Annotated in this window: 16 protein-coding genes and 1 CRISPR repeat array; of the genes, 4 read left to right on the forward strand and 12 right to left on the reverse strand. The window is 37.4% G+C overall.

What is annotated here, in order from left to right:
* The 9 genes from rlmD to IGJ55_RS11815 all read right to left on the reverse strand — a co-directional run bounded on the left by rlmD (position 1) and on the right by IGJ55_RS11815 (position 13,737).
* Positions 1 to 1,371 carry a 23S rRNA (uracil(1939)-C(5))-methyltransferase RlmD gene (rlmD, locus tag IGJ55_RS11775; RefSeq protein ID WP_430606530.1) on the reverse strand — a complete coding sequence of 457 codons (1,371 nt, stop codon included), beginning with the start codon at positions 1,369 to 1,371 and terminating at the stop codon, positions 1 to 3.
* 108 nt (positions 1,372 to 1,479) lie between these two features.
* Positions 1,480 to 2,121: a deoxynucleoside kinase gene (locus IGJ55_RS11780; protein ID WP_430606532.1), complete on the reverse strand. Its 642-nt coding sequence runs from the start codon at positions 2,119 to 2,121 to the stop codon at positions 1,480 to 1,482.
* A 329-nt stretch (positions 2,122 to 2,450) separates the two neighbouring features.
* Positions 2,451 to 3,509 carry a diacylglycerol kinase gene (locus tag IGJ55_RS11785; RefSeq protein WP_430608161.1) on the reverse strand — a complete coding sequence of 353 codons (1,059 nt, stop codon included), beginning with the start codon at positions 3,507 to 3,509 and terminating at the stop codon, positions 2,451 to 2,453.
* Positions 3,510 to 3,525: 16 nt separating this feature from the next.
* Complete coding sequence (gene gatB / locus IGJ55_RS11790; RefSeq protein WP_207121552.1) at positions 3,526 to 4,956, reverse strand: Asp-tRNA(Asn)/Glu-tRNA(Gln) amidotransferase subunit GatB; 1,431 nt, start codon at positions 4,954 to 4,956, stop codon at positions 3,526 to 3,528.
* Entirely contained in the window at positions 4,956 to 6,425 is a 1,470-nt protein-coding gene (gene gatA / locus IGJ55_RS11795) for an Asp-tRNA(Asn)/Glu-tRNA(Gln) amidotransferase subunit GatA (protein WP_430606533.1), read from the reverse strand. The genes gatB and gatA overlap by 1 nt, the downstream gene beginning before the upstream one ends.
* Positions 6,425 to 6,730 (reverse strand): Asp-tRNA(Asn)/Glu-tRNA(Gln) amidotransferase subunit GatC, encoded by a 306-nt coding sequence (gene gatC / locus IGJ55_RS11800; RefSeq protein ID WP_430606535.1) that lies wholly within the window; start codon positions 6,728 to 6,730, stop codon positions 6,425 to 6,427. Before gatC ends, gatA begins: the two co-directional genes overlap by 1 nt.
* 229 nt (positions 6,731 to 6,959) lie before the next feature.
* Entirely contained in the window at positions 6,960 to 9,017 is a 2,058-nt protein-coding gene (gene ligA / locus IGJ55_RS11805; RefSeq protein WP_069641055.1) for an NAD-dependent DNA ligase LigA, read from the reverse strand.
* Positions 9,018 to 9,060: 43 nt separating this feature from the next.
* Complete coding sequence (gene pcrA / locus IGJ55_RS11810) at positions 9,061 to 11,301, reverse strand: DNA helicase PcrA (protein WP_429950025.1); 2,241 nt, start codon at positions 11,299 to 11,301, stop codon at positions 9,061 to 9,063.
* A gap of 170 nt (positions 11,302 to 11,471) precedes the next feature.
* Positions 11,472 to 11,976: a CRISPR direct-repeat array (repeat unit 33 nt; unit sequence ATTTCAATCCACTCACTCAATAAAGAGTGAGAC).
* 255 nt (positions 11,977 to 12,231) lie between these two features.
* Positions 12,232 to 13,737 (reverse strand): alpha-amylase, encoded by a 1,506-nt coding sequence (locus tag IGJ55_RS11815; protein ID WP_429949087.1) that lies wholly within the window; start codon positions 13,735 to 13,737, stop codon positions 12,232 to 12,234.
* A 185-nt stretch (positions 13,738 to 13,922) separates the two neighbouring features.
* Here IGJ55_RS11815 and IGJ55_RS11820 point away from each other — a divergent pair, with 185 nt between their 5' ends.
* The 4 genes from IGJ55_RS11820 (at position 13,923) to IGJ55_RS11835 (ending at position 18,536) form a co-directional block, all read left to right on the forward strand.
* Entirely contained in the window at positions 13,923 to 14,675 is a 753-nt protein-coding gene (locus IGJ55_RS11820; protein ID WP_069641053.1) for a DeoR/GlpR family DNA-binding transcription regulator, read from the forward strand.
* A complete protein-coding gene (gene pfkB / locus IGJ55_RS11825) occupies positions 14,672 to 15,586 on the forward strand; it encodes a 1-phosphofructokinase (protein WP_069641052.1) in 915 nt (304 codons plus the stop codon). Before IGJ55_RS11820 ends, pfkB begins: the two co-directional genes overlap by 4 nt.
* A gap of 67 nt (positions 15,587 to 15,653) precedes the next feature.
* Positions 15,654 to 17,576: a PTS fructose transporter subunit IIABC gene (locus IGJ55_RS11830; RefSeq protein ID WP_430606537.1), complete on the forward strand. Its 1,923-nt coding sequence runs from the start codon at positions 15,654 to 15,656 to the stop codon at positions 17,574 to 17,576.
* A 213-nt stretch (positions 17,577 to 17,789) separates the two neighbouring features.
* Positions 17,790 to 18,536: an SDR family NAD(P)-dependent oxidoreductase gene (locus IGJ55_RS11835; protein ID WP_069641050.1), complete on the forward strand. Its 747-nt coding sequence runs from the start codon at positions 17,790 to 17,792 to the stop codon at positions 18,534 to 18,536.
* Between the two features lie 165 nt (positions 18,537 to 18,701).
* Here the strand turns inward: IGJ55_RS11835 and IGJ55_RS11840 are convergent, their stop codons facing one another.
* From IGJ55_RS11840 to allW, 3 genes are all read right to left on the reverse strand, one after another.
* Positions 18,702 to 20,033 (reverse strand): hypothetical protein, encoded by a 1,332-nt coding sequence (locus IGJ55_RS11840; protein ID WP_430606539.1) that lies wholly within the window; start codon positions 20,031 to 20,033, stop codon positions 18,702 to 18,704.
* A 273-nt stretch (positions 20,034 to 20,306) separates the two neighbouring features.
* Positions 20,307 to 21,674: an allantoinase AllB gene (allB, locus tag IGJ55_RS11845; RefSeq protein ID WP_430606541.1), complete on the reverse strand. Its 1,368-nt coding sequence runs from the start codon at positions 21,672 to 21,674 to the stop codon at positions 20,307 to 20,309.
* A gap of 50 nt (positions 21,675 to 21,724) precedes the next feature.
* Entirely contained in the window at positions 21,725 to 23,182 is a 1,458-nt protein-coding gene (allW, locus tag IGJ55_RS11850; RefSeq protein WP_430606543.1) for an allantoin permease, read from the reverse strand.
* Positions 23,183 to 23,205: the final 23 nt, after the last annotated feature.

Genomic DNA, 23,205 nt, shown 5'->3' on the forward strand with positions numbered 1-23,205 from the left:
TTACACCGTCCTTGTTAACAAAGTGACTGACTCGATATGAGTTGTTTGCGGGAAATTATCCACTGGTTGGACTTCTTTGACTTCAAAGCCTCCTTCAACAAGTAGGGCAAGATCACGTGCTAATGTTGCTGGATTACAGCTTACATAAACGATCCGTTTGGGCTTCGTTTCGATCAACGTTTCTACCAAACTTGCTTCTAACCCTTTACGTGGAGGATCAACGATGACAACATCTGGTTTGATGTCATTTTCGATCATTCGCGGTAAGACTTCTTCAGCTAACCCTGCTGTAAATGTCGCATTTGTGATGTTGTTTAGTTTTGCATTGCTTTCAGCGTTTTTTGCAGCTTCTTCAATGACTTCCACACCATAAACATGTTTAGCATCTTTCGCTAAAGTTAGTCCAATCGTACCAATTCCACAATAAGCATCAACCACTACTTCTTCACCCGTTAATGCTGCGTATTCTTTCACTTTATTGTACATCACTTCTGTTTGTTGGGGATTGACTTGGTAGAATGAACGAGAAGATATTTCAAATTTCAAATCAAAAATCGTATCGATCATCTTGTCTTCTCCGTGTAACAGAATCGTCTCATCTCCAAAAATCACATTTGTCTTTTTGGAATTGACATTTTGAACAATGCTGACAACTTCTGGCAAGGCTTCTAAAATATCAGGAATGATTTTACTTGTTGGGAATAATTTAGCGGTTCTCGTAATTAAAACGATCATCATTTCTCCCGTATGGTACCCACGACGAACAACGATATGACGCAAGTTACCAGTATTATCAGATTCGTTGTAAGGTTTAATACTATAACGTCTCATGATATCACGAATCTTGATGACTGCTTCATCAATGCTAGGATCTTGGATGTAGAAATGTTCTAAGGGAATCAAATCATGGCTATTTTTTCTGAAGAAACCAGTTTGCAGCTTGTCATCGATTTTTCTGACTGGAATTTGTGCTTTATTACGGTAACCCCATGGATTATTCATACCTAATGCATCCAATACTGGAACGTCTGGTAATTTTGCTACACGTTGCATCACGTTTTTCACTTGGTCTGTTTTAAATGTCAATTGAGCACCATAGGCTAAATGCTGTAATGGACTGATCCCAACTTTAGTAAAATTTGCGTCTTTAACTGGTACACGATCTTCACTTGATTTTAAGATAGTCAAAACTTTCCCGTAGCCGAAACTTTTACCGACTTTCAAGACTTTGATTTCGATTTTTTCACCTGGCAAAGCATTTTCTATAAAAAGCGGGTAGCCATCAACTTTGGCAACACCCATTCCTTCATGTGTCAGATCAATAATATCAACTTCGATTGTTTCATTTTTGTTCACTGGAAAATTATTCATAAGTCGCTCCTTCTTTAATGCACTTCTCTCATTCTAATGAAAAAATGCTAGAAAAGCAATAGAGAGATTGTTTCTACAATGAAAAGAGTTAAAAATTAATCTTTCCATTTAATTGATTTCAAGAAGTTTATTTTCGATAAGCTGGATCACCTGTTTTTTGGCTGTTTCACTCTCGATAAAATCATACTTATCTCCATCAATTTGGATTTTTGGGCTCTCATTGTATTCTTCAAACCATTTTTCATAACGGCTATTTAATTCTTTATAGTAATCATATAAAGAGGGATCTTGTTCAACTTGCTCATAGGGACGTCCACGTCTTTGAATTCGCTCCAACATTTTAGGAAACGATATTTTAATGTGCACTAATAAATCAGGACGTTTTTTATTTGCTGCATAAGGTAATTCTTGTAACATATTCTCTAATAAGGAATCGTAAACTTTTACTTCTGTTTCATTTGCTCTACCTAAATCAGCATTTAAATGAAATAATAAAGAATCTTCGTAGATTGAACGATCTAATACATTATTTTTATGAGAAAGTGCTTGTTTAATACTATCAAACCGTTTATTTAAAAAATAAATTTGTAATAAAAAAGCATATTTTTTAGGATCTGCATAAAATAGAGGTAATACTTCATTATCATCAACTGATTCATAAAAAGCCTCTGATCCTAAATATTCTGAAATGATTTCTGTTAAACTAGATTTTCCTGCACCAATGGTACCTGCTAAAACGATCACTGCCATCGAACTCCCTACCTATTGTTAATTATTTTCAGCCAATAAATCGTAACTCCTATCAAATGAAAAACCTGCTTACCTTGTTTATCATTTTTTGAGAGATGCGACTTATTTAATTTACTCTTATTTCAATTACAAGTCAATGTGAATACATCTCATTAATCGATTATGAGACATTTTTTATACAACATATCGTTTTTTTTTGATTACTAAACACTATATACAGTGTTTAGTATTTCATTTCATGATTCTTCTAACAAAAATATACGTAACCCTACTACAACAAAAAAGTATCTAAGACGCGTGTCTAGATACTTTTTTGCAGTTATCATGAATCAACCGATTTTTCCATTATTATCAATGTCTTCTTCGGTCAAACGTTCTACTTCTTTGACGAATTCTTTACTAGTTTCATGATATTCGTCCTCTTCATCTGAAGTCCCATCATAATCATCCAAGACAGAACCCATGATTGCATTAGACGGAATCGCATCAGCATTGGCAAACATTTCAATATGCTGATGTAAATTAGTGAATTCCATTGGTGCGTCTCCACCATATTCACCATCTAAATTGATCATCATACGACTATTTTCTTCAAGCGTCTGAGCATGCAGATGACTGGTTTTTGTATAGATCAAGCGATTGTCTTCTATGTGTTTTCCACCGTTAAGCATCAAGGCAGCTAAATGGAGAATTTCAAAAACATTCGCAGTTTTCACAATAATCAAAGAAAATTTTCCGTCATCTAGCTTGGCATCTGGCGCGATTTGTTCGAAACCGCCAACAGAATTCGTCAAACCTAAGAAAAACATTGATGCATTGCCTTCATAGACACCTTCATCATATTCCATTCGCATTTTGATTGGTTTGACCCGCGGCAGCATTTCAGCACCTTTTGCCAAGTATGCAAGATACCCAAAGATACTCTTCAGCTCTGAAGGAACCTCATATGTCAGTTCAGTTAAATGGCCCCCGGCAGCTATGTTGATAAAGTAACTATCTTTTGCTTTACCGATATCCATTTTAACTGTTTGATTTTTTTTGATTACTTCTGCCGCTTTGACGATGTTATCTCTAGGGATTTTTAATGCTCGTGCATAATCATTGGTTGTTCCAGCTGGTATAATCGCCATAGAGGGTCTTTTTTCTAAAGGAGCAATACCATTTACGACTTCATTGATGGTCCCGTCACCACCGGCGGCAACAATTAGATCAAACCCTAATTCAGCCACACGGTGTGCTTCATTTTTAGCGGAATTTTCAGCTGGAGTTGTCGCAAAAGCACTCGCTTCATAACCGCACTCTTCTAATACAGAAAGAATGTCAGCTAGATTTTTTTTGACTAGTTCTTTACCTGAAGTTGGATTATAAATCACTCTTGCTTTTTTCATCATCATCTGCCGCTTTCTAACGTTTTGCCAATTCTTCTTGTAATAATTTATTCACAACGCCTGGGTTGGCTTGGCCTTTCGTTGCTTTCATGATTTGACCGACTAAAAAGCCAACAGCGCGGTCTTTTCCGTTTTTAAAGTCATCGACAGATTGTTGATTATTATCCAATACTTCATTGATGATTGGCAATAATTGTGACGGATCTGATAATTGAACTAAGCCTTTTGCTTCAACGACTTCTTTGGCATCTCCACCATTTTCAATCAGCTCTTTAAAGACCTTTTTAGCGATTTTAGAACTGATTGTACCATCTGCAACTAATGTAATCATGCCAGCTAAATTGGCAGGGGTCAATTTAGTATCTGGTAATTCGATTTTTTCACTGTTCAAATAAGCAGAAACTTCACCCATCAACCAGTTAGATACTTGTTTAGCATCTGCTCCTTCATTTAGAGCGGCTTCAAAGAAATCAGACATTTCTTTTGTCAGTGTTAGAACCATCGCATCGTATTCTGGTAAACCGAGTTCTTTGATATAACGAGCACGACGAGACGCTGGCATTTCTGGTAAGCTGTGACGAACACGTTCGATCCATTCATCATCGATCGCAAAACGAGGAACATCAGGCTCTGGGAAGTAGCGGTAGTCACTTGAACCTTCTTTAACACGCATCAATAATGTTTTGTTTGTCGTTTCATCAAAGCGACGTGTTTCTTGTTGGATTTCGCCACCAGATAACAACACTTTCGCTTGACGTTTTTCTTCAAAAGCAAGACCTTTTTTGACAAAACTCATTGAGTTTAAGTTTTTAAGTTCAGCTTTTGTTCCAAATTCTTCTTGCCCATATGGACGTAAAGAAATATTGGCATCACAACGCATTGAACCTTCTTCCATTTTCACATCAGAAACGCCTGTAAATAAAATGATTGAGCGGATTGCTTCTAAATAAGCATAGGCTTCTTCTGGTGAACGCATATCTGCTTCTGAAACGATTTCGATCAGAGGTGTTCCTTGACGGTTTAAATCAACGTATGAATAACCACCATCACCGTGGATATTTTTTCCAGCATCTTCTTCTAAATGCACACGTTCGATACGGATGCGTTTTGTTTTGCCTTCCACTTCAATATCGATCCAGCCATCATGACCAATTGGTTGATCAAATTGAGAAATTTGGTACGCTTTCGGATTATCTGGGTAGAAATAGTTTTTACGGTCAAAATGCGTATCTTTCGAGATTTCACAATTTAACGCCAGTGCTGCTTTCATCCCAAATTCAAGAGCTTGTTTATTCATAACTGGTAATACGCCTGGATAACCCCAATCAATCACGTTTGTATTGCTGTTTGGTTCTGCTCCAAAGTGCGCTGGTGCAGGTGAAAAGATTTTAGAGTTTGTTTTTAATTCTACATGGACCTCAAGTCCGATGACAGTTTCAAAGTTCATTAGTCATTCCCCCCTAAGATCACAGGTTTTTTCGTATGGAAATCCGTTGCTTGTTCAAATGCATAAGCCGCTTTGTACATCGTACTCTCATCAAATTGTTTTCCGATGATTTGCAAGCCGACAGGCAATCCTTCTGAAAATCCAGCTGGTACTGACATACCAGGTAATCCAGCTAAGTTAACTGGAATCGTTAATAGATCGTTCATATACATCGTGATTGGATCGTTGATGTTTTCACCTAAACCAAATGCGACAGTTGGTGAAGCAGGACCAATGATAATATCATATTTCTCAAAAACAGCATCAAAGTCTCGTTTGATCAAGGTTCTAACTTGTCCTGCTTTTTTAAAGTGTGCATCATAATGTCCAGCACTTAAAGAAAATGTCCCAAGCATAATACGGCGTTTTACTTCTAAACCAAATCCTTCTGAACGTGAATTTACATACACATCTTCAAGATTTTTCACGTTTTCAGAGCGATAGCCATAACGAATACCATCAAAACGTTGTAAGTTTGAACTTGCTTCTGATGAAGCGATGATATAATACACAGCTACACCATATTTAGAATGCGGTAAACTAACTTCTTCTACGGTTGCTCCAAGTGCTTTAAAGGTTTCAGCAGCTTTAAGAACAGCTTCTTTAACGCCAGCATCTACCCCTTCCCCTAAATATTCTTTAGGTAAAGCGACTTTCATTCCTTTGATATCCCCAGTCAAACCAGCAGTAAAATCAGGAACTGAAGCCCCAGCCGACGTGCCATCTTTTTCATCAAAGCCACTGATTGCATTCAAAGCTAACGCATTGTCTTGTACATTTCTTGTCATTGGTCCAATTTGATCTAAACTTGAAGAGAATGCAATCAACCCAAAACGAGATACACGTCCATAAGTCGGTTTCATCCCAACGATTCCGTTAAAAGAAGCAGGTTGACGAATACTTCCGCCAGTATCACTTCCTAGAGAAACCGGAATTTGTCCTGCTGCTACAGCTGCTGCCGAGCCGCCAGAAGAGCCACCAGGTACTTTAGTGTGATCCCACGCATTTTTTGTTTTCTTGAAGTATGATGTTTCTGTACTTGCGCCCATCGCAAACTCATCCATATTCAATTTCCCAACAGGAATCATGTCTGCTTGATAGACTTTATCCATAACGGTTGCATCGTAAATTGGATTAAAATTGTGCAACATTTTTGATGCAGCTGTTGTTAAAATATCTTTGGTGACGATATTATCTTTGATCCCAATTGGAATACCCGCTAACGGATTAGATTCAGTGATTCCTTTCAGGTCGATTACTTTTGCCAACTCTAGCGCTTTCTCTTCACTGATTGTAATAAATGAATCTACATCTTTTTCTGTTTCTTTGATCCGGTTTAAGGTTGCATGTGTTAAATCAGTTGCTGTGATTTCCTTTGAGACAAGTAAATCATGCAGCTCGTTCAAGGACTTATCATATAATTTTTCCATTATGCACCAGCCTCCCCATTGTCGATAATCGCTGGCACTTTAATATAGCCATTTTCTGATTCAGGTACGTTTTTCATTAATTCATCGCGATCCATACCTGGTGTCACAACATCTTCTCTCATTACATTGATCGATTGTGCAACATTAGAGGTAAACGGAACACCTTCTGTATCAACTTCTTCTAATAATTCTACCATATCGATGATTTTGCCTAATTGATCCGTAAAGTCTTTTAATTCCTCATCGGAAAAAGACAATTTGGACAATTTGGCTACATGTTTTGCTTTTTCTTCACTGATTGCCATGGATACCCTTCTTTCCTTTAGAAAAGCTCAGACAAGCTGTAGCCCTTTCAGTTGATCGTTTAAACCAACTGAAAGACAGCTTAGATGAGTTCACTAGTTCATTTTTATACTGTTAAACGATATTTCTCGTTAAGAAACAGCTTTTTTCTTATTCTATCATAAAATTCTAAGAAATTATGATAGAGATGAAAGAAAATAGTCTGTAAATGTAAAATTTGTGCTGAAAGTTCTAGATTGTTTCATTTTCAGTTGCTTCAATGGTCGTACTATTGTCTAATGCTGTGACCATTTGTTGTTCATCCCAGACTTCAATACCAAGGTCTTGAGCTTTCGTTAACTTACTGCCAGCTTCTTCACCAGCCACGACAATATCCGTCTTTTTAGAAACGCTCCCTGTTACTTTTCCACCTAGATTTTCGATCTTTTCTTTGGCTTCTTCTCTATTATAATGGGTTAGTTTCCCTGTTAAAACGACCGTTTTATCTTTGAATGGCGATTCAACGGCTGCTAATTGAGCGGTGCGGATTCCTTTGTATTCAAAATTCACGCCCGCTTTTGTCAATTCATCCATCAATTCATGGACTTCTTCATTTTCAAAGTAAGTGACCAAACTGTCCGCAATAATTTCTCCCATTGAATCCAGCGCCACAACCTCATCTTTCGTTGCTTTACTGATTGCATTTAGGTCACCAAAATGTTCAGCTAAAACTTTAGCTGCCTTAGACCCAACATGACGAATCCCTAAACCAAAAAGCAAACGTTCAACAGAATTATCACGACTAGCAGCAATCGCTTTGTATATATTATTTGCTGACTTTTCTTTGACTTTATCTAGCGTCATTAACTGTTCCTCTGTTAAAAAATACAAATCAGCGACATCAGCGACTAACTCCTTATCGAACATTTGCTCTAAGACACGAGGTCCTAAACCATCGATATTCATCGCATTTCTAGAGACAAAGTGATTTAACCCTTCTTTGATTTGCGCCGGACATTTTGGATTGATACAGCGCAAAGCAACTTCTTCATCTAAATGAACAAGCTCACTATCACAAACAGGACAATGGGTCGGGATTTCATATGGTTGACTGCTTTCATCTCGTTTTTCCGTCAAGACTTGAGCAACTTCAGGAATGATATCGCCTGCTTTATAGATAATCACGGTATCATTCAAGCGAATATCCTTCATTGCAATAAAATCAGCATTGTGCAAACTTGCCCGACTAACAGTCGTTCCTGCTACACGAACTGGTTGCATGACAGCCGTTGGTGTCACTACACCTGTCCGACCAATCGTCCATTCGATTTCTTCTACCACTGTTTGTGCTTCTTCGGGTGGAAACTTGTATGCAATCGCCCAGCGAGGTGCCTTAACTGTAAAACCTAATTCATCTTGAATCGTAAACTCATTCGCTTTGATGACAATACCATCGATTTCGTAAGGTAAATCTGTACGCTTTTCATGATACTCTTCGATATACGCCCAAACTTCATCGATAGTTTGACATAATTGCTTTTCAGGATTCGTTCTAAAGCCAATTTCAGAAAGTTCATTTAAAGCATCAAACTGCGTCTGCGCCGTCATTGGACCAAAATCAGCTACTGTATACAAAAAGGTGCTAAGATTTCGTTTTGCAACCATACTGGTGTCCAATTGTCGTAGGCTACCTGCTGCTGCATTTCTTGGGTTAGCAAAAACATCTTGTCCAGCTTCTTCTCGCTCTTTATTCAAGTTAACAAATGACTGCTTAGGCATGTAGCACTCGCCACGCACTTCAACTGAAATCGGCTTTTTCAATTCTAAAGGAATTGATTTAACTGTTTTTAGGTTTTCTGTGATATTTTCACCCACAGTACCATCACCGCGCGTTGCACCTTGAACAAATTTTCCGTTTTCATATTTCAACGAAATCGCTAGTCCGTCAATTTTCAACTCACAACAATAACCAACAGGCTTACCTGCTAATTTTTGAACACGTTCATCAAAATCATAAATATCTTCTTTACTGAAACCATCATTTAGACTGTACATCTGCACTTCATGCGTGACTTTTTCAAATCCTTGTAAAATCTTACCGCCAACACGTTGGGTGGGTGAGTCAGAAGTAATCAAATCTGGATATTCAGTTTCTATGTCGACTAATTCTTTGTACAAGCGATCATATACATAATCTTCTACAGTGGGTTGATCCGCCACGTAATATTCATGAGAATATTGGTTTAACTGCGTCCGTAGTTCTTTCGCTTTGTCTGTCGCTGCGGCTAATGTTAATGGTATTTCCGACATGATACCCCTCCTAAATTAAAAGTTGAAAGAGCTCTCTCATTTTTTATATTTTTTCTATCGGAGCAAATGCTGCTAATAAGCGTTTGATGCCTTTTTCAGGGAAAGCAACGTCTAGCTCTAAATCCTTGGCAGTACCGCCAACTCGGACGACTGTTCCTGTTCCCCACGCTTTATGTCTGACTTTATCGCCTGCTTGCCAAGCCATCGATTCACCACCGCTAGCCACTTTATCCGTAACTGGCTGTTTAGTCGGCTGGGAATAAGCAGGTTTAAATACTTTTGGCTCAAAAGTTTTACTTGGCGCTTTCGGTGCCGCGATTGAACCTTGTAAATCTAACAATTCTTCGTCTATTTCGTCTAAAAAACGACTCGGACGGTTATATTGTGTTCTACCATATAAGGTTCGAGAAAATGCGTTAGTAATAAATAGAATTTCCTCTGCACGAGTGATTCCTACATAAGCTAAACGACGTTCTTCTTCTAATTCGCTTTCTTCCAACATTGCACGAGACAATGGAAAAACGCCTTCTTCCATCCCAATCAAAAAGACAACAGGAAATTCTAGTCCTTTAGCTGCATGGAGTGTCATCAAAGTAACTTGAGAAGTGCTTTCTTCTAAATTATCTAAATCTGAAACAAGGGCTAGATCGTTTAGGAATACTGCTAACTTTTCTTCTGGTGCATCAGCCTCTTCTTCTCCCTGACGTTCATATCGTTTGTCGAATTCTTGTGTAACCGTTAAAAATTCATCCAAGTTCTCTAAACGCGCTTGAGATTCCAAATTATTTTGTCTCACTAATTCATCTCGGTAACCGCTACGTTCTAGTACTTCTTTCACTAATTCAGTAATTGTCAGATATGGAATCATCTGAGATAGGTCTTGGATCATCATGCCAAAACTGCCTAACTCTTTGCCAGCTTTACCTGAAATATTAGCTAAGTCTACATTTTTTGAAGCTTCTAATAAAGACCAGTCGTGTATCTGAGAAAAGCTTCTTAATTTCTCGATCGAGCTTTTACCGATTCCACGTTTTGGTTCATTGACAACACGCTCAAAACTAAGCGAATCCATGGGATTTGAAATAATATTCAAATAGCCTAAGATGTCTTTAATTTCTTTACGATCATAGAATTTGTGTCCGCCAACCATCGTATAAGGAATATTGGATTTCAGCAACATTTCTTCCATTACCCGTGACTGAGCATTGGTACGATATAATACAGCGAAATCGCCATAAATTCGATCTTTTTCTCGAATTTCTTTTTGAATCTGTCCCACAATAAATTGCGTTTCGTCTCGCTCATTATCGCCCCGATAATATACAATTTTTTCTCCATCTGTATTTTCAGTCCATAATTGCTTATCACGACGATTGCTATTATTTTTGATCACATTGTTCGCCGCGTCCAAGATTTTTTTTGTTGAGCGGTAATTTTGTTCCAACAGGATCACAGCAGCATCTGGATAATCCTTTTCGAAGTCCAAAATGTTCTGCATATCTGCTCCACGCCAACCATAGATACTTTGGTCAGCATCCCCTACAACACATAAATTTTTAAAACGCGCTGCTAACATATTTACTAATGTATACTGCGCATGGTTAGTATCTTGATACTCATCTACATGAATATAGTGAAATTTATTTTGATAATAGGTCAACGAATCAGGATGTTCATTAAACAATCGAATTGTATTCATAATCAAATCATCAAAATCCATACATTGGTTATTTCTTAATTCTTTCTGGTACATCTTATAGCATTTCGCAACAACTTCTTCATAAGGAGTTCCCTGTAATTCTTCGACTTTTGCTGGCGTCTGCAACTCATTTTTGGCGTTACTGATTGTTCCTAAAATCGAGCGAGGATCATATTTTTTCGCATCGATATTCAGTTCATTCAAAATTCGTTTCATCAATGTCCGTTGTTCAGAAGTATCAATGATCGTAAAATTACGATTATAACCGATCTGATCGACATCACGGCGTAAAATTCGCACACACATTGAATGAAATGTTGAAACCCAAACATCATTTCCGCCAACTTCTAGTAATTTCCCAACCCGCTCTCTCATTTCTTTTGCGGCTTTATTGGTAAAAGTGATTGCTAAAATATTCCATGGATTAACATCTTTTTCTTCAATTAGATAGGCAATGCGGTGTGTTAATACTCTTGTTTTCCCACTACCTGCGCCCGCCATAACCAGTAAAGGCCCTTCTGTATGTAAAACGGCTTCCTTTTGTCGTGGGTTCATACCTTGGATCAAGGCGTTTTCTTGTGCCATCATCAACGTCCTCTCTCTTTTTTCAATCTTATACATTATACCAAATATAGCTGGAAAATTCTTTAATAATGATGGAATTTATAGAACATATTTTCTTTTTTTAAGTTCGTATTTTAAGAGAATAAAATGATCGTGTGTTGCTTTTTTCTTTAGTGATAGACGCGTAAGTTAAATAAAAAAACTCACTCAATAAAGAGTGAGACAAAAAAACAGTAACAACGGAAGAAGTTGTTGAAATTTCAATCCACTCACTCAATAAAGAGTGAGACAACATCGAAAATGATGGATTCAACCGTGCGATTCTTATTTCAATCCACTCACTCAATAAAGAGTGAGACCCTGTGGCCACACCACTAGGCGTGTTGATTGTTATTTCAATCCACTCACTCAATAAAGAGTGAGACATAGCTTCTGCTAAAGAATCGGCTACCTCTGACATCATTTCAATCCACTCACTCAATAAAGAGTGAGACATTTAGATGGATTCGTGATGATCGGTTCAACGATATTTCAATCCACTCACTCAATAAAGAGTGAGACCTTATAAGATTTCAAATGCTTTAAATTGTCGTATTATTTCAATCCACTCACTCAATAAAGAGTGAGACAATAATCATAGCAGAATATTTACCCTCAAAACTTATTTCAATCCACTCACTCAATAAAGAGTGAGACCGTGAAAAGACAGCAAATTTGTACCTATTTGCTCTTTTACACATTATAAATCACATTAAAATGTGATTTCGATGAGAAAAAACAACTATTTATATTGTTTTCCTCTCTAAATTTGGTGCGAATCTCCCAGAGATTTCATGCGCACTTATGGTTCGCACCGAATCTCAATGCGAACAAATGGCTTTTCACTTATATATAGTATAATCACAATCTTGTCATAAGTCACGCTCTATTTGGCTCCTAGCACCTTGATACTTATATAGATTCTTCCTTCCGATTAATCCCATTATCATACCCATTACGTAATCGTTCTACAATAGCTTCATTTACATAAATAGAAATTTCTCCACCATTCACTGGAAAATCCCCCGCACCTGCCTCATCTAAAATAACTTTTGTTGTATTATTTCCCAAAATATCAACAAATATCTTTCCAGCATGTACAGCGCTGATCGTCATCTTTTTTACACCTGCTTGCGCATTTGTCATAACAACCGCATAACCAGATTTTTCTCGGTCAAACGTACCTGTCCTAATCCAACCGATAATAGCAGGATCGTCAAAATAATCCATTTCACTCCCATATGCTAATTGTTCTCTAATTTTTAATAACAAGTCCAAATCTTCACCTACTGGCTCAACATTTTGAGAGGGAATCCCAAATAAATCGCCCCAAAAAACAATCGGTGTTCCAGCTTTACGAAGTAAGATCAGTGCGTAAGCATGAACTTTGAACCAGCCATCGACCCAGGATTCCAAGCTTTGTCCTTTTTGCGTATCATGATTATCAACAAACGTCACTGCCCATTCAGACCGTTCTTTCGCTAATGTTCCTTCAAATATATTTCGCATATCATATTGACCGTCAGAACTAGCAGCCTCGTAAAAATGATAATGTAGAGGAACATCAAATAAAGAAATCAATGTTCCAGAACTATCAATGTAATTGGTCAGTTTTTCAAGTTCCCCATTCCAATATTCACCAACGACAAACAACTCTCTTCCTTTTTCTTTTCTTCTATTTAATAACCATTCAACAAAGTAATTAAATTGAATATGTTTAACTGCATCTAAACGGTATCCATCAATATCTGTTAATTCTTGGTACCATTTTCCCCATTTATTTAACTGCTCAACGGTTTCAGGATACTCCATGTCCAAATTGCAACCCATTAAATAATCATAATTGCCATTTTCATTATCAACTTCTTGATCCCAGCCTTTTCCTTCAAAATTGAAAATACCATGATCCTTTCGTCGATTATCAAAATCAACCCCTGAAAAATTTTTCCAAGTCCAAATATAGTCATTATACTTCTGCTTTCTTCCTGGAAAAGTAAATTTTGTCCAAGCTGAAATTTCTTCTTTACCACTTAATGTTTCATTTCGGTTCTCTGGACGAGATTTAAAAGCTACAACTGTTTCTTCTTCATCGGCGCCCATGAAATGATCAAAAACAATATCTCCATATACCTCTATTCCAGCTTTCTTAAATGCTTGAATACAATTAAGATAATCAGTTTTTGTCCCATATTTAGTAGGGATCGTGCCTTTTTGATCAAATTCGCCTAAATCATACAAATCATAAGGAGCATACCCCACATCTTCCAATCCGTTTGCACCTTTATATGCTGGTGGAAGCCAGATGCCATTGATTCCTTTGTCGTGTAGTGCGACGGCCAATTTTGTCAGCCGTTGCCAATGTTTCCCATCAGCTGGCAGATACCATTCAAATCCTTGTAATATTGTACGATTATTCATGCAGATCCCTCCGATTTTACCTACCTACATTAAGCCAAAAATTAAACAACTTTGCAAATAATAAAATTTGGAAGATCGGCTGCTCAAAAATGAACGGTTAAAAACGTTAATGATCGTTTATGAACGTTTTTGATTGCATAGTGAAATAAGATGTGCTATTATATTCAATGAAAAGAGGGTTGAAAATGCTTACAGAAGAAAGACATCAAGCAATTTTACATTTATTAGACCAACAATCAGTTGTGAAATCTCAAGAATTAGCTTCACTTCTAAACGCTTCTGAATCGACGATTCGCCGTGATTTACAAGATTTGGAAGATGCAGAATTACTTGAGCGAGTTCATGGCGGAGCAAAACGAATTCTAAATTTAGGCTTTGAACAAAATATGACCGAAAAATCAAGCAAAAACACGCAAGAAAAACAAGCAATTGCTTCATTAGCCGCTCAATTTGTTCACCATGGGGATGTTATTTACTTGGATGCTGGATCAACTACTTTAGAAATGCTGCCATTCCTATCAGGTAAAAATGTTACTGTTGTCACCAATTCTGTGCATCATGCTGCAAAGCTTGGTGACCTTAATATCAACACTATGATTCTCGGTGGGGCTTTAAAGTTATCGACAAAAGCAATTATCGGTGCAACAAGTATGGAACAACTGAGTCATTTTCGCTTCAACAAAGTTTTCATGGGGATGAATGGAGCACATCTTGAGTTTGGGTTAACAACACCTGATCCAGAAGAAGCAGCATTAAAACGTTTGGCCATTACCCAAGCTGAAGAAGCTTATGTTCTGATTGATCAAAGCAAGTTGAACAAAGTAACCTTTACAAAAGTTACAGATCTTGAAGATGTCATACTTCTCACCAACCATTGTTTACCAGAATTACTTGAACAATTCCAGAAAAAAACAACTATCAAGGAGGCAGCGCAATGATTTACACTGTAACACTAAATCCTTCAATCGACTATATCGTTCATGTTGAAGAATTAAAATTAGGAAACTTGAATCGGATGACCAACGATTTTAAGTTACCTGGTGGTAAAGGCATCAATGTTTCCCGGATCTTAAAACGAATCCAAACAGAATCTACGGCTCTTGGTTTTTTGGGCGGTTTTACTGGCTCATTCATTTCTGACTGGCTAACCCAAGAACGGATTCAAACTAATTTTACTAAGGTCCGCGAAGACACACGAATCAATATCAAACTGAAATCTAAAAATGAAACAGAAATCAACGGTTTAGGTCCTGCGCTCAGCAATGAAGAACTGCAAGAATTAAAACAAGCACTAAGTTTGGTTTCAGCTGGTGACATCGTTGTTTTATCTGGAAGTACTCCAGCAACATTGCGAGAAGGCTTTTATGAAGAGCTGATTCAAATTATTAAAGATAAACAAGCTGAATTTGTGATTGATACCACTGGAAAAGATTTACTCAATGCTCTTCAAAACAAACCATTGCTTATCAAACCGAACAATCATGAATTAGCTGAATTATTTGATGTACGTTTCCAAACAGTGGATGATATTCTACCATTTGGCAACCGTTTATTAGAAGATGGTGCTCAACATGTGATCATTTCCATGGCAGGTGATGGCGCATTATTGTTTACCAAAAATGGTGTTTATCGTTCGAATGTTTTAAAACGACCATTGAAAAATTCAGTTGGTGCAGGAGACTCGATGATTGCCGGATTTGTTGGGACATTTTCTAAAAGCAATGATCCTGTAGAAGCGTTTAAATGGGGCGTTGCTTGCGGCAGTGCAACAGCATTTTCAGATGACTTGGCAACCGCTGATTTGATCAATGAATTAATTGCAGAAGTCATTATAGAAAAAATCAGCTAACTTTACAGACTTGCTTTTCAATAAAAGAGCAACAAGTCTACACAGCTTTAAATTAGGAGGAAAAACAATGAATATCAAAGACTTATTAGTCAAAGACGTTATGATCATGGATTTGCAGGCTACCGATAAAAAAGGGGCAATCGATGAAATGGTTCAAAAAATGTATGATGGCGGTAGAATTTCCGATATAGATACTTATAAGAATGGTATATTAGCTCGCGAGGCACAAACTTCAACTGGTTTGGGTGATGGTATTGCTATGCCACATGCTAAAAATAGTGCAGTTAAAGAAGCAACGGTTCTATTTGCCAAAAGTAATTCTGGTGTCGATTATGAAGCGTTAGATGGTCAACCAACCTACTTATTCTTTATGATTGCAGCCCCAGAAGGCGCAAACGATACGCATTTACAAGCGTTAGCGGCCCTTTCTCGTTTATTGATCGATCCTGATTTTGTCGCCAAGTTAAAAGAAACTACAACCCCTGAAGCTGTTCAAAATCTTTTTCAATCAGCTGAAGAGGCAAAAGAAGCAGAAGAAAAGAAGGAACAGCAGGAGCAAGCCGCTGTAAATACTCGTGATAGCACCCGAAAATTTGTAGTAGCTGTTACCGCTTGTCCAACAGGAATTGCCCACACTTATATGGCCGAAGACGCTTTAAAGAAAAAGGCCAAAGAGCTGGGGATCGATATCAAAGTAGAAACAAATGGTTCTGAAGGAATCAAAAATCGTTTAACAGCTGAAGATATTGCTCGCGCTGATGGCGTAATCGTTGCAGCGGATAAAAAAGTAGAAATGAACCGATTTGATGGCAAAGAGCTTGTTAACCGCCCAGTTAGTGATGGGATTCGTAAAACAGAAGAATTGATTCAGTTGGCCACAAGTGGAACGGCTCCGATTTTCCATAGTTCTGAATCAGATAATAGTGAAGAAGATGCTTCAGCGGATGGTTCTATCGGTTCAAGAATCTATAAAGATTTAATGAATGGTGTGTCACACATGCTACCATTTGTTATCGGCGGTGGTATCGCGATTGCTCTGTCCTTTATGATCGACCAATTTATCGGCGTTCCACAAGATCAATTAAGTATGCTTGGAAATTATAATGAAGCCGCTTCTTGGTTCAATCAAATCGGTAGCGCAGCATTCGGATTTATGTTACCCGTTTTAGCCGGCTTTATTGCTTCAAGTATCGCTGATCGTCCAGGTTTGATCGTTGGTTTTGCAGCTGGTGCTTTAGCGAATACAGGTGGTGCAGGTTTCTTAGGGGCACTGATTGGTGGTTTCTTAGCTGGCTATGTCATTGTTTTCTTGAAAAAACTTTTCAAAGGCTTACCTAAATCACTAGATGGTATCAAAACTATTCTATTCTATCCTGTTTTCGGATTGTTGATTACTGGCGGGCTGATGCTTTTAGTCAATGTTCCGATGAAAGTCATCAATGATGGGTTAAATAATTTCTTGTTAGGTTTAGATGGTACAAACGCTGCACTTTTAGGCGCCCTACTTGGCGGAATGATGGCGATCGATTTAGGTGGTCCGATCAATAAAGCTGCTTATGTTTTTGGTACTGCCTCTATTGCAGCAACCGTGACAGAAGGCGGAAGCATCATTATGGCTTCTGTTATGGCAGGTGGTATGGTTCCTCCTTTAGCAATTTTTATTGCAACATTACTGTTTAAAAATAAATTTACTCAAGACCAAAAAGATGCTGGTTTGACCAACTTAGTAATGGGTCTCTCCTTTGTAACAGAAGGTGCAATTCCTTTTGCAGCAGCTGATCCATTACGTACGATTCCAAGTTTTGTTGTCGGTTCAGCCTTAGCTGGCGGTTTAGTTGGCGGCTTTGGAATTCGTCTATTAGCGCCTCACGGTGGAATCTTCGTTGCTTTATTATTAAGTCATCCACTTCTCTATTTAGTCTTTATCGCACTTGGTGCAATTGTTTCAGCTGTAATTTTAGGTATTGTAAAAAAACCAATTGCACAATAACTGGCTTTATCTAACCTCAAATGATCGAGATTTCTTCTTGATTATTTGAGGTTTTTTCTATACAATAATATTTTTGGTCTATATCATTAGCGTAAAAAAAATATCTATATTAAACTACTATATAAGAGATACCTATTTTTTACAGGTTTAATATGTCTTTACTAGAAAGGATAAGGATAACGATTATGACATTTCATTGTAGCAGGTTTTTGTATGAATAGACTATTAGGTAAGGTAGTGTTGGTCACTGAAGCTCAAAGCAGTATTGGCGCTGCAACAGCTAGACTTGCTTCAAATAATGGAGCGATCGTTGTTTGTACCGGCAAAAGTTTAGATAAACTTGCCACTATTGTTTCAGAAATCACCCAAAAAGGGGGGACTGCTGTCTCGTTTGAACATGATATAAGTTCGTTTAAAAGTTGGCAAAAAGTAATTGCTAGGACTATCAAAAAATATGCCAAAATTGATGTTTTAGTCAATAATGCCGGGATCTCTTCTCCAAAGATACTTTTAGAGTTGTCAGCTGAAGACTGGTACAAAATCCAAACGATCGATTTAAATAGTTTTACATACGTTTTAAAAGAAGTTCTCCCGATTATGAAGAAAAATGGTGGTGGATCGATTGTCACTGTTTCTTCACTTCAAGGATTAGTAGGACTTCCAGAAAGTAGCCCTTATGTCGCAGCCAAAGATGTACTTCGCTCTCAGACCCTTGATGCAGCATTTGAATACGCTAAAGATAACATTCGCATCAATTCAATTTGTCCAGGTGTTATTCATACACCGTTAATAGAAACAAGTTTCCCAAATATCAAACCTTTGTATAAAAAATTCGTACAATTTCCTTATTTAGGAAAACCCGAAGATATCGCAAATGGAATCATTTATCTCGCTTGTGATGAAGCTAGTTTTGTTACTGGTGCTGAAATTGTGATCCATGGCGACCGAATCACTAAGTAATGAGCAATCATTTTCCACTTGACTAATCGTAGGAAGGCGTGGGACAAAACTAAAGTTCAGTTTTGTTTCACGCTCTAAATCCAAATAAACATTAAAACAAAAGCGTTTAGCTCCTTCTCATTTCTCGGAGCTAAACGCTTTTGTCGCGACTTCTTAATTATACCTCTATTCGCTAATATCTATCGTCTGATTGACATTCTCTAAATAACTAGCATCTAAAAAAACAACACGTAAATGATTCTTGGCCTTTTTCAAGTCAAACCGCGTAGATGATTCTTTCTGTTTCAAATTACTAATATTGACATCAAATAGCTTATCCCATAATGCTTCTAAAGGAATTTGCTTGATTGCTTCTTTTGGCAGATAAAAACGCAACACCGAAACAAACTCATCATATTTTTGATCTAAAACTTCAATTTCTAAAAATTGCCGGATGTAAAACTCATACGCCAAAAGTCCTTCATCAATCGCCATTTCAGGATCCACTACACGATAATTCATCATTTTTTGGCTCTTCTCATCGATCCAAGGGAAATACGCTTGTGCATTCAAGATGCCTCTAGTCCGCTTCACAATATTTTTTTGTCGAAGATTGTCATAGCTTCTAGTCACGAAATACGTTGCCTGTTTCTTTTCAACAGGTTGATAATAACTATTTTGGTATTGAACAGTTTGAACCACCTCTTCAACAAATGCATACTCAATAAATGGCGGCCTCAATACCCCAGTTCCATTGTTCCAAACCAATTGGTCATAGCCCATCTGATCTCTGAACAAACGCTGATATTTTTTATTTATAGGCAAATCCCAATTAGAAGGGTGATTGAACAAGGTTATTTTGATCAGTTGATTATCCAACTCCTCTACAGACTGCACCTGCTGTACTTCCAAAAAAATCGGTTTTGGAATAAATTGATAATACAAACTGGAATAATACATTTTCCAACAGGAAGTCAAGCATAAACCTTTAAAATAAATATCATAGCCAGCTAATTGATTACAATCAACGATCACGGATTTATCGCTATTATATCGCTTAGGTAATTGAGCAATTTCACTCTCTGTCTCAAAGTTTCTTTTTTCAATCGTTTCAACATTATTATACAAGTATTCATCTAAGGAACGAATATATCCATAGATACCATTTTTAACCATTCGAGTATCACAATAATTTTCAATCATTTTTTGCTGTGATAAAAAAATAGAGCTATCTAAAATCGTTCGTTCGTGTATGCTTAATTTTGAGATATGGAGTTGGAATTCTCCACCTTGAGCATTCACTTTGATCCATATATTTTCTTTTTCAGTAAGCATTTGGATTCGTTGTGTGAACGTCAATAAGTCAAATACCTCTGCTACTTCATCACCAAAGCAACAGCTTTCAGGTATTGTCAGTATCCGTAAAAAACTTAACCAATCAAAAATAGCTTGCTTCAACTCTTCTAAAGAAAAATCAGTCCGAGCAGCAAATATATACATTTTATTTGTTTTTTCCATTTGCCCACCTCGTTCCTTAAGATAAGTATAACGAAAATAAAGTCAGACTTCATCTAATATACTTCTAGAATAGAAAAAACAGGGATTCTTAGACTTATTCTAAGGAAATGGAGGCTCTATTTTAGTAAAATAATAGAAAAAAAGATTTTTCAATACTATAATGACAATTACATCATCGAACCGAATCAAGTGACTAAAATGCCTCGCACAAAAAAGACAGGAAAATTGCGATTTCCTGCCCTCAGCTTATTCTAAAACTAGTTATTCATATGCTCACTTTTTGATAAACTCACCGATAAAATCCTTTGAAACGCCTGATTCTTTACTATAAATCACATGTCCTCTTAAAATTGTTTGGATTACTTGGGCACCAATCTTACGGCCAATATATGGGCTGATTTTATTACGATATTCCAATTCTTCCGCTTTTAAGGTATAAGGAGCATTTGGTTTGATCAGAACAAAATCGGCATCTTTACCAAGACTGATCCGCCCCTTTTGCGCCAAATCATAACGAGCTGCTGGATTTGCCGCAATAATATCTGCAAATTGTCGCAATGACATCCCTCTTTTTTGAACCCCTTCATCAAAAAGAACATCCACGTTATTTTGCACACCAGAAATTCCGCCCCATGCTTCAAAAGCATTGTCTTTGTCTTTTAAATCAGGTGTACATGGAGAATGATCCGATGTTACAAAATCGATCTCACCTGCTAAAAGTTTTTCCCACATCCCATTTTGATTTGCTTTGTCACGAATCGGCGGTGAACATTTGACTACTGGACCGATTGTATCTAGTTCGTCAGTATCAAAATAAAGATAATGCGTACATGTTTCACACGTAACATCAACTCCTGATTTTCTTGCCTTAGTAACTTCTGCCACACCTTCTGGACAAGCAATATGGCAAATATGAATCCGACAACCCGTTTCTTTAGCAAATAGAATTGCTCTTCGAATCGGTTCAACTTCAGTGAAAACTGGTCGGCTAGCTACATAAGCTTTCAAAGTCGTTTCGCCATTTTTATAGGCAATTTCTCCTAATTTATCTGTAATTGCGGCATTCTCCGCATGTATAGCTAACACTTTTCCAGTCTTAGCCACTTGTCTCATTCCTTCATAAAGGGAATAATCATCTACGTTCATAAAATCGCCATCAATACTGCGATCACCGCACGTTGCCATGAAACACTTGTACGCCGCAACACCGCCTGTATGTAGTTCTTGAATTCCGCCACTTAAATTAAAAGGAACTACTCCTCCAAATGATCCAACATCTGATTTTAGCTTGCCGACTCCTGCATGATACTTTATTTCTAATGATTGACCATCGACAGTTGCTGGTACTTGATTTAAAGGCATCTCCATAAACGACGTTACGCCACCTTTAGCACAAGATGCCGTTCCAGTAACATATCCTTCCCATTCATCTCGATAACCGCCCCCTGGATCAGTGATATGCACATGAGCGTCCACCATACCAGGACTAACAACTAAACCTGACGCATCAATAACCTTTTCAGCCTCTCCAAGTTCACTGCCGATTGCCACGATCACACCATCTTTGACCGCAACATCTGTTTCAACCTCCCCTGAATCAAGAATAACTAAACCATTTTTGATTATTAAATCATAACTCATTTACTTTCCTCCTAAATAAAAAATGTGCGAGCTCATTCATTCTTTTTTCGCTATTTACCAAAAAAATTTCTTAATAATAAATAGGCTCCAAAAGCTGATATAAACCCGGAAATCCAAGAAATATCGGAAATTACTTTTAATGCTGGAATAAAGTTACCACTTAAACAAATGACTAAAGCTAAAACAGTCGCAACATAAGCTGGTTTATTTAACCCTTTATAGATATTATGACGATTATCTGCCTGTTGATCCATATATAACTGATCCAAATCAATCGTTTGATGCTCAACAAAATAGTAGTGTGCAATCATCGTCCCTGCAACAGGACCGAGTACAGCGCCGATCGTATTTAGAAAAATAAAAATACTATTTGCATTTTCCATCAATTTCCACGGCATGATCATGAAACTGATAACACTCGCAAGTAAGACACCTTTTTTATAATCGATCCGTTTAGGAAACAATGCGCTCAACTGATACGCTGCTGGAATGATATTTCCAGTAGCATTTGTTGAAACCGTCGTTAATAAGAATACTAGCATTGCAACAACAATTGCAAATGAATTATCCCAGCGATCCACAATATTCAAAATATTCCATTCTTGAATACCATAACGAATCGAACCACCGATCAAAATGACAACACTTGAAAATGCGAAAATCCCATAACCAACTAAAAAACTAGCTGTTTGACCAATTGTTTGATCCTTAGTTGATTTTGCATTTTGAGTAAAATCCGCCACACTTGCACCAGGTGCAGCCCACACAGCTAAAACAGAATTAATAATCATAAAATAAACAAAGACTGGCGAAATATTATGGACAGCACCGGCAACGTCATAGGATAAAATTGCTCCTAAACCGCCTGCAGCACTGATCGCCCAAATAGCCATCCCACCAAAAACTATGTAAATCAGTGGACTTAGAATCGCTGTGAACTTATTTAAAATCTCACCACCACCAAAACCAATCAGCACATTTACTACCCAAAAAATTGTAAATGCGATTAAACCTGGCATAGAAATCCCTAAAATCATTGTATTTCCGCCTAAGGTCAAAAACTGCGGCCAAATTTTACCAATTAAAATCAGTAAAGCTAATGAACCAGTATAATTCTGCAAACCAAACCACGCAATGGCCGCGACGCATCCTCTAAGAAAGCCTGGTAACTTCGCACCCATGTCGCCATAAGTTGAACGTAAATGTAGTGCAAATGGAATGCCATATTTTGAGCCCGCACGACCATTAAGTGTCATAAACAAAGCCACAGCCGTTGCACTTAACATCAATGCCAACATTATATTAATAGGAGATAGTCCTAAAAATAAAAATCCCCCTACAGCAGTATAATTCGGAATATTGTGAACTGAACCCATCCACAGTGTAAAATAATTCGATTTTCCCATTATTCTCTTTGATAGTGGCTTTGGAAGTAACGCTTCATTGTACCCACGCTCTCGAAAAGATTGAAGCTCTTCTTCTGTAATTTGATAATCTTGATTTTCCATTCATTCGCCTCCTTTAATTGGTT

Origin of the sequence: Enterococcus sp. AZ170 (assembly GCF_050545135.1) — a bacterium.
In the GTDB taxonomy this organism is placed as follows: Bacteria; Bacillota; Bacilli; order Lactobacillales; family Enterococcaceae; genus Enterococcus_L; species Enterococcus_L ureilyticus.

Coding starts and splice junctions, on each gene's coding strand:
- IGJ55_RS11830 (WP_430606537.1), top strand. CDS start 15,654: ATGAATATCAAAGACTTATTAGTCAAAGACGTTATGATCATGGATTTG.
- pfkB (WP_069641052.1), top strand. CDS start 14,672: ATGATTTACACTGTAACACTAAATCCTTCAATCGACTATATCGTTCAT.
- gatC (WP_430606535.1), bottom strand. CDS start 6,730: ATGGCAATCAGTGAAGAAAAAGCAAAACATGTAGCCAAATTGTCCAAA.
- IGJ55_RS11785 (WP_430608161.1), bottom strand. CDS start 3,509: ATGAAAAAAGCAAGAGTGATTTATAATCCAACTTCAGGTAAAGAACTA.
- IGJ55_RS11815 (WP_429949087.1), bottom strand. CDS start 13,737: ATGAATAATCGTACAATATTACAAGGATTTGAATGGTATCTGCCAGCT.
- rlmD (WP_430606530.1), bottom strand. CDS start 1,371: ATGAATAATTTTCCAGTGAACAAAAATGAAACAATCGAAGTTGATATT.
- gatA (WP_430606533.1), bottom strand. CDS start 6,425: ATGGAAAAATTATATGATAAGTCCTTGAACGAGCTGCATGATTTACTT.
- IGJ55_RS11780 (WP_430606532.1), bottom strand. CDS start 2,121: ATGGCAGTGATCGTTTTAGCAGGTACCATTGGTGCAGGAAAATCTAGT.
- pcrA (WP_429950025.1), bottom strand. CDS start 11,301: ATGGCACAAGAAAACGCCTTGATCCAAGGTATGAACCCACGACAAAAG.
- ligA (WP_069641055.1), bottom strand. CDS start 9,017: ATGTCGGAAATACCATTAACATTAGCCGCAGCGACAGACAAAGCGAAA.
- gatB (WP_207121552.1), bottom strand. CDS start 4,956: ATGAACTTTGAAACTGTCATCGGACTTGAGGTCCATGTAGAATTAAAA.
- IGJ55_RS11840 (WP_430606539.1), bottom strand. CDS start 20,033: ATGGAAAAAACAAATAAAATGTATATATTTGCTGCTCGGACTGATTTT.
- allW (WP_430606543.1), bottom strand. CDS start 23,182: ATGGAAAATCAAGATTATCAAATTACAGAAGAAGAGCTTCAATCTTTT.
- IGJ55_RS11820 (WP_069641053.1), top strand. CDS start 13,923: ATGCTTACAGAAGAAAGACATCAAGCAATTTTACATTTATTAGACCAA.
- allB (WP_430606541.1), bottom strand. CDS start 21,674: ATGAGTTATGATTTAATAATCAAAAATGGTTTAGTTATTCTTGATTCA.
- IGJ55_RS11835 (WP_069641050.1), top strand. CDS start 17,790: ATGAATAGACTATTAGGTAAGGTAGTGTTGGTCACTGAAGCTCAAAGC.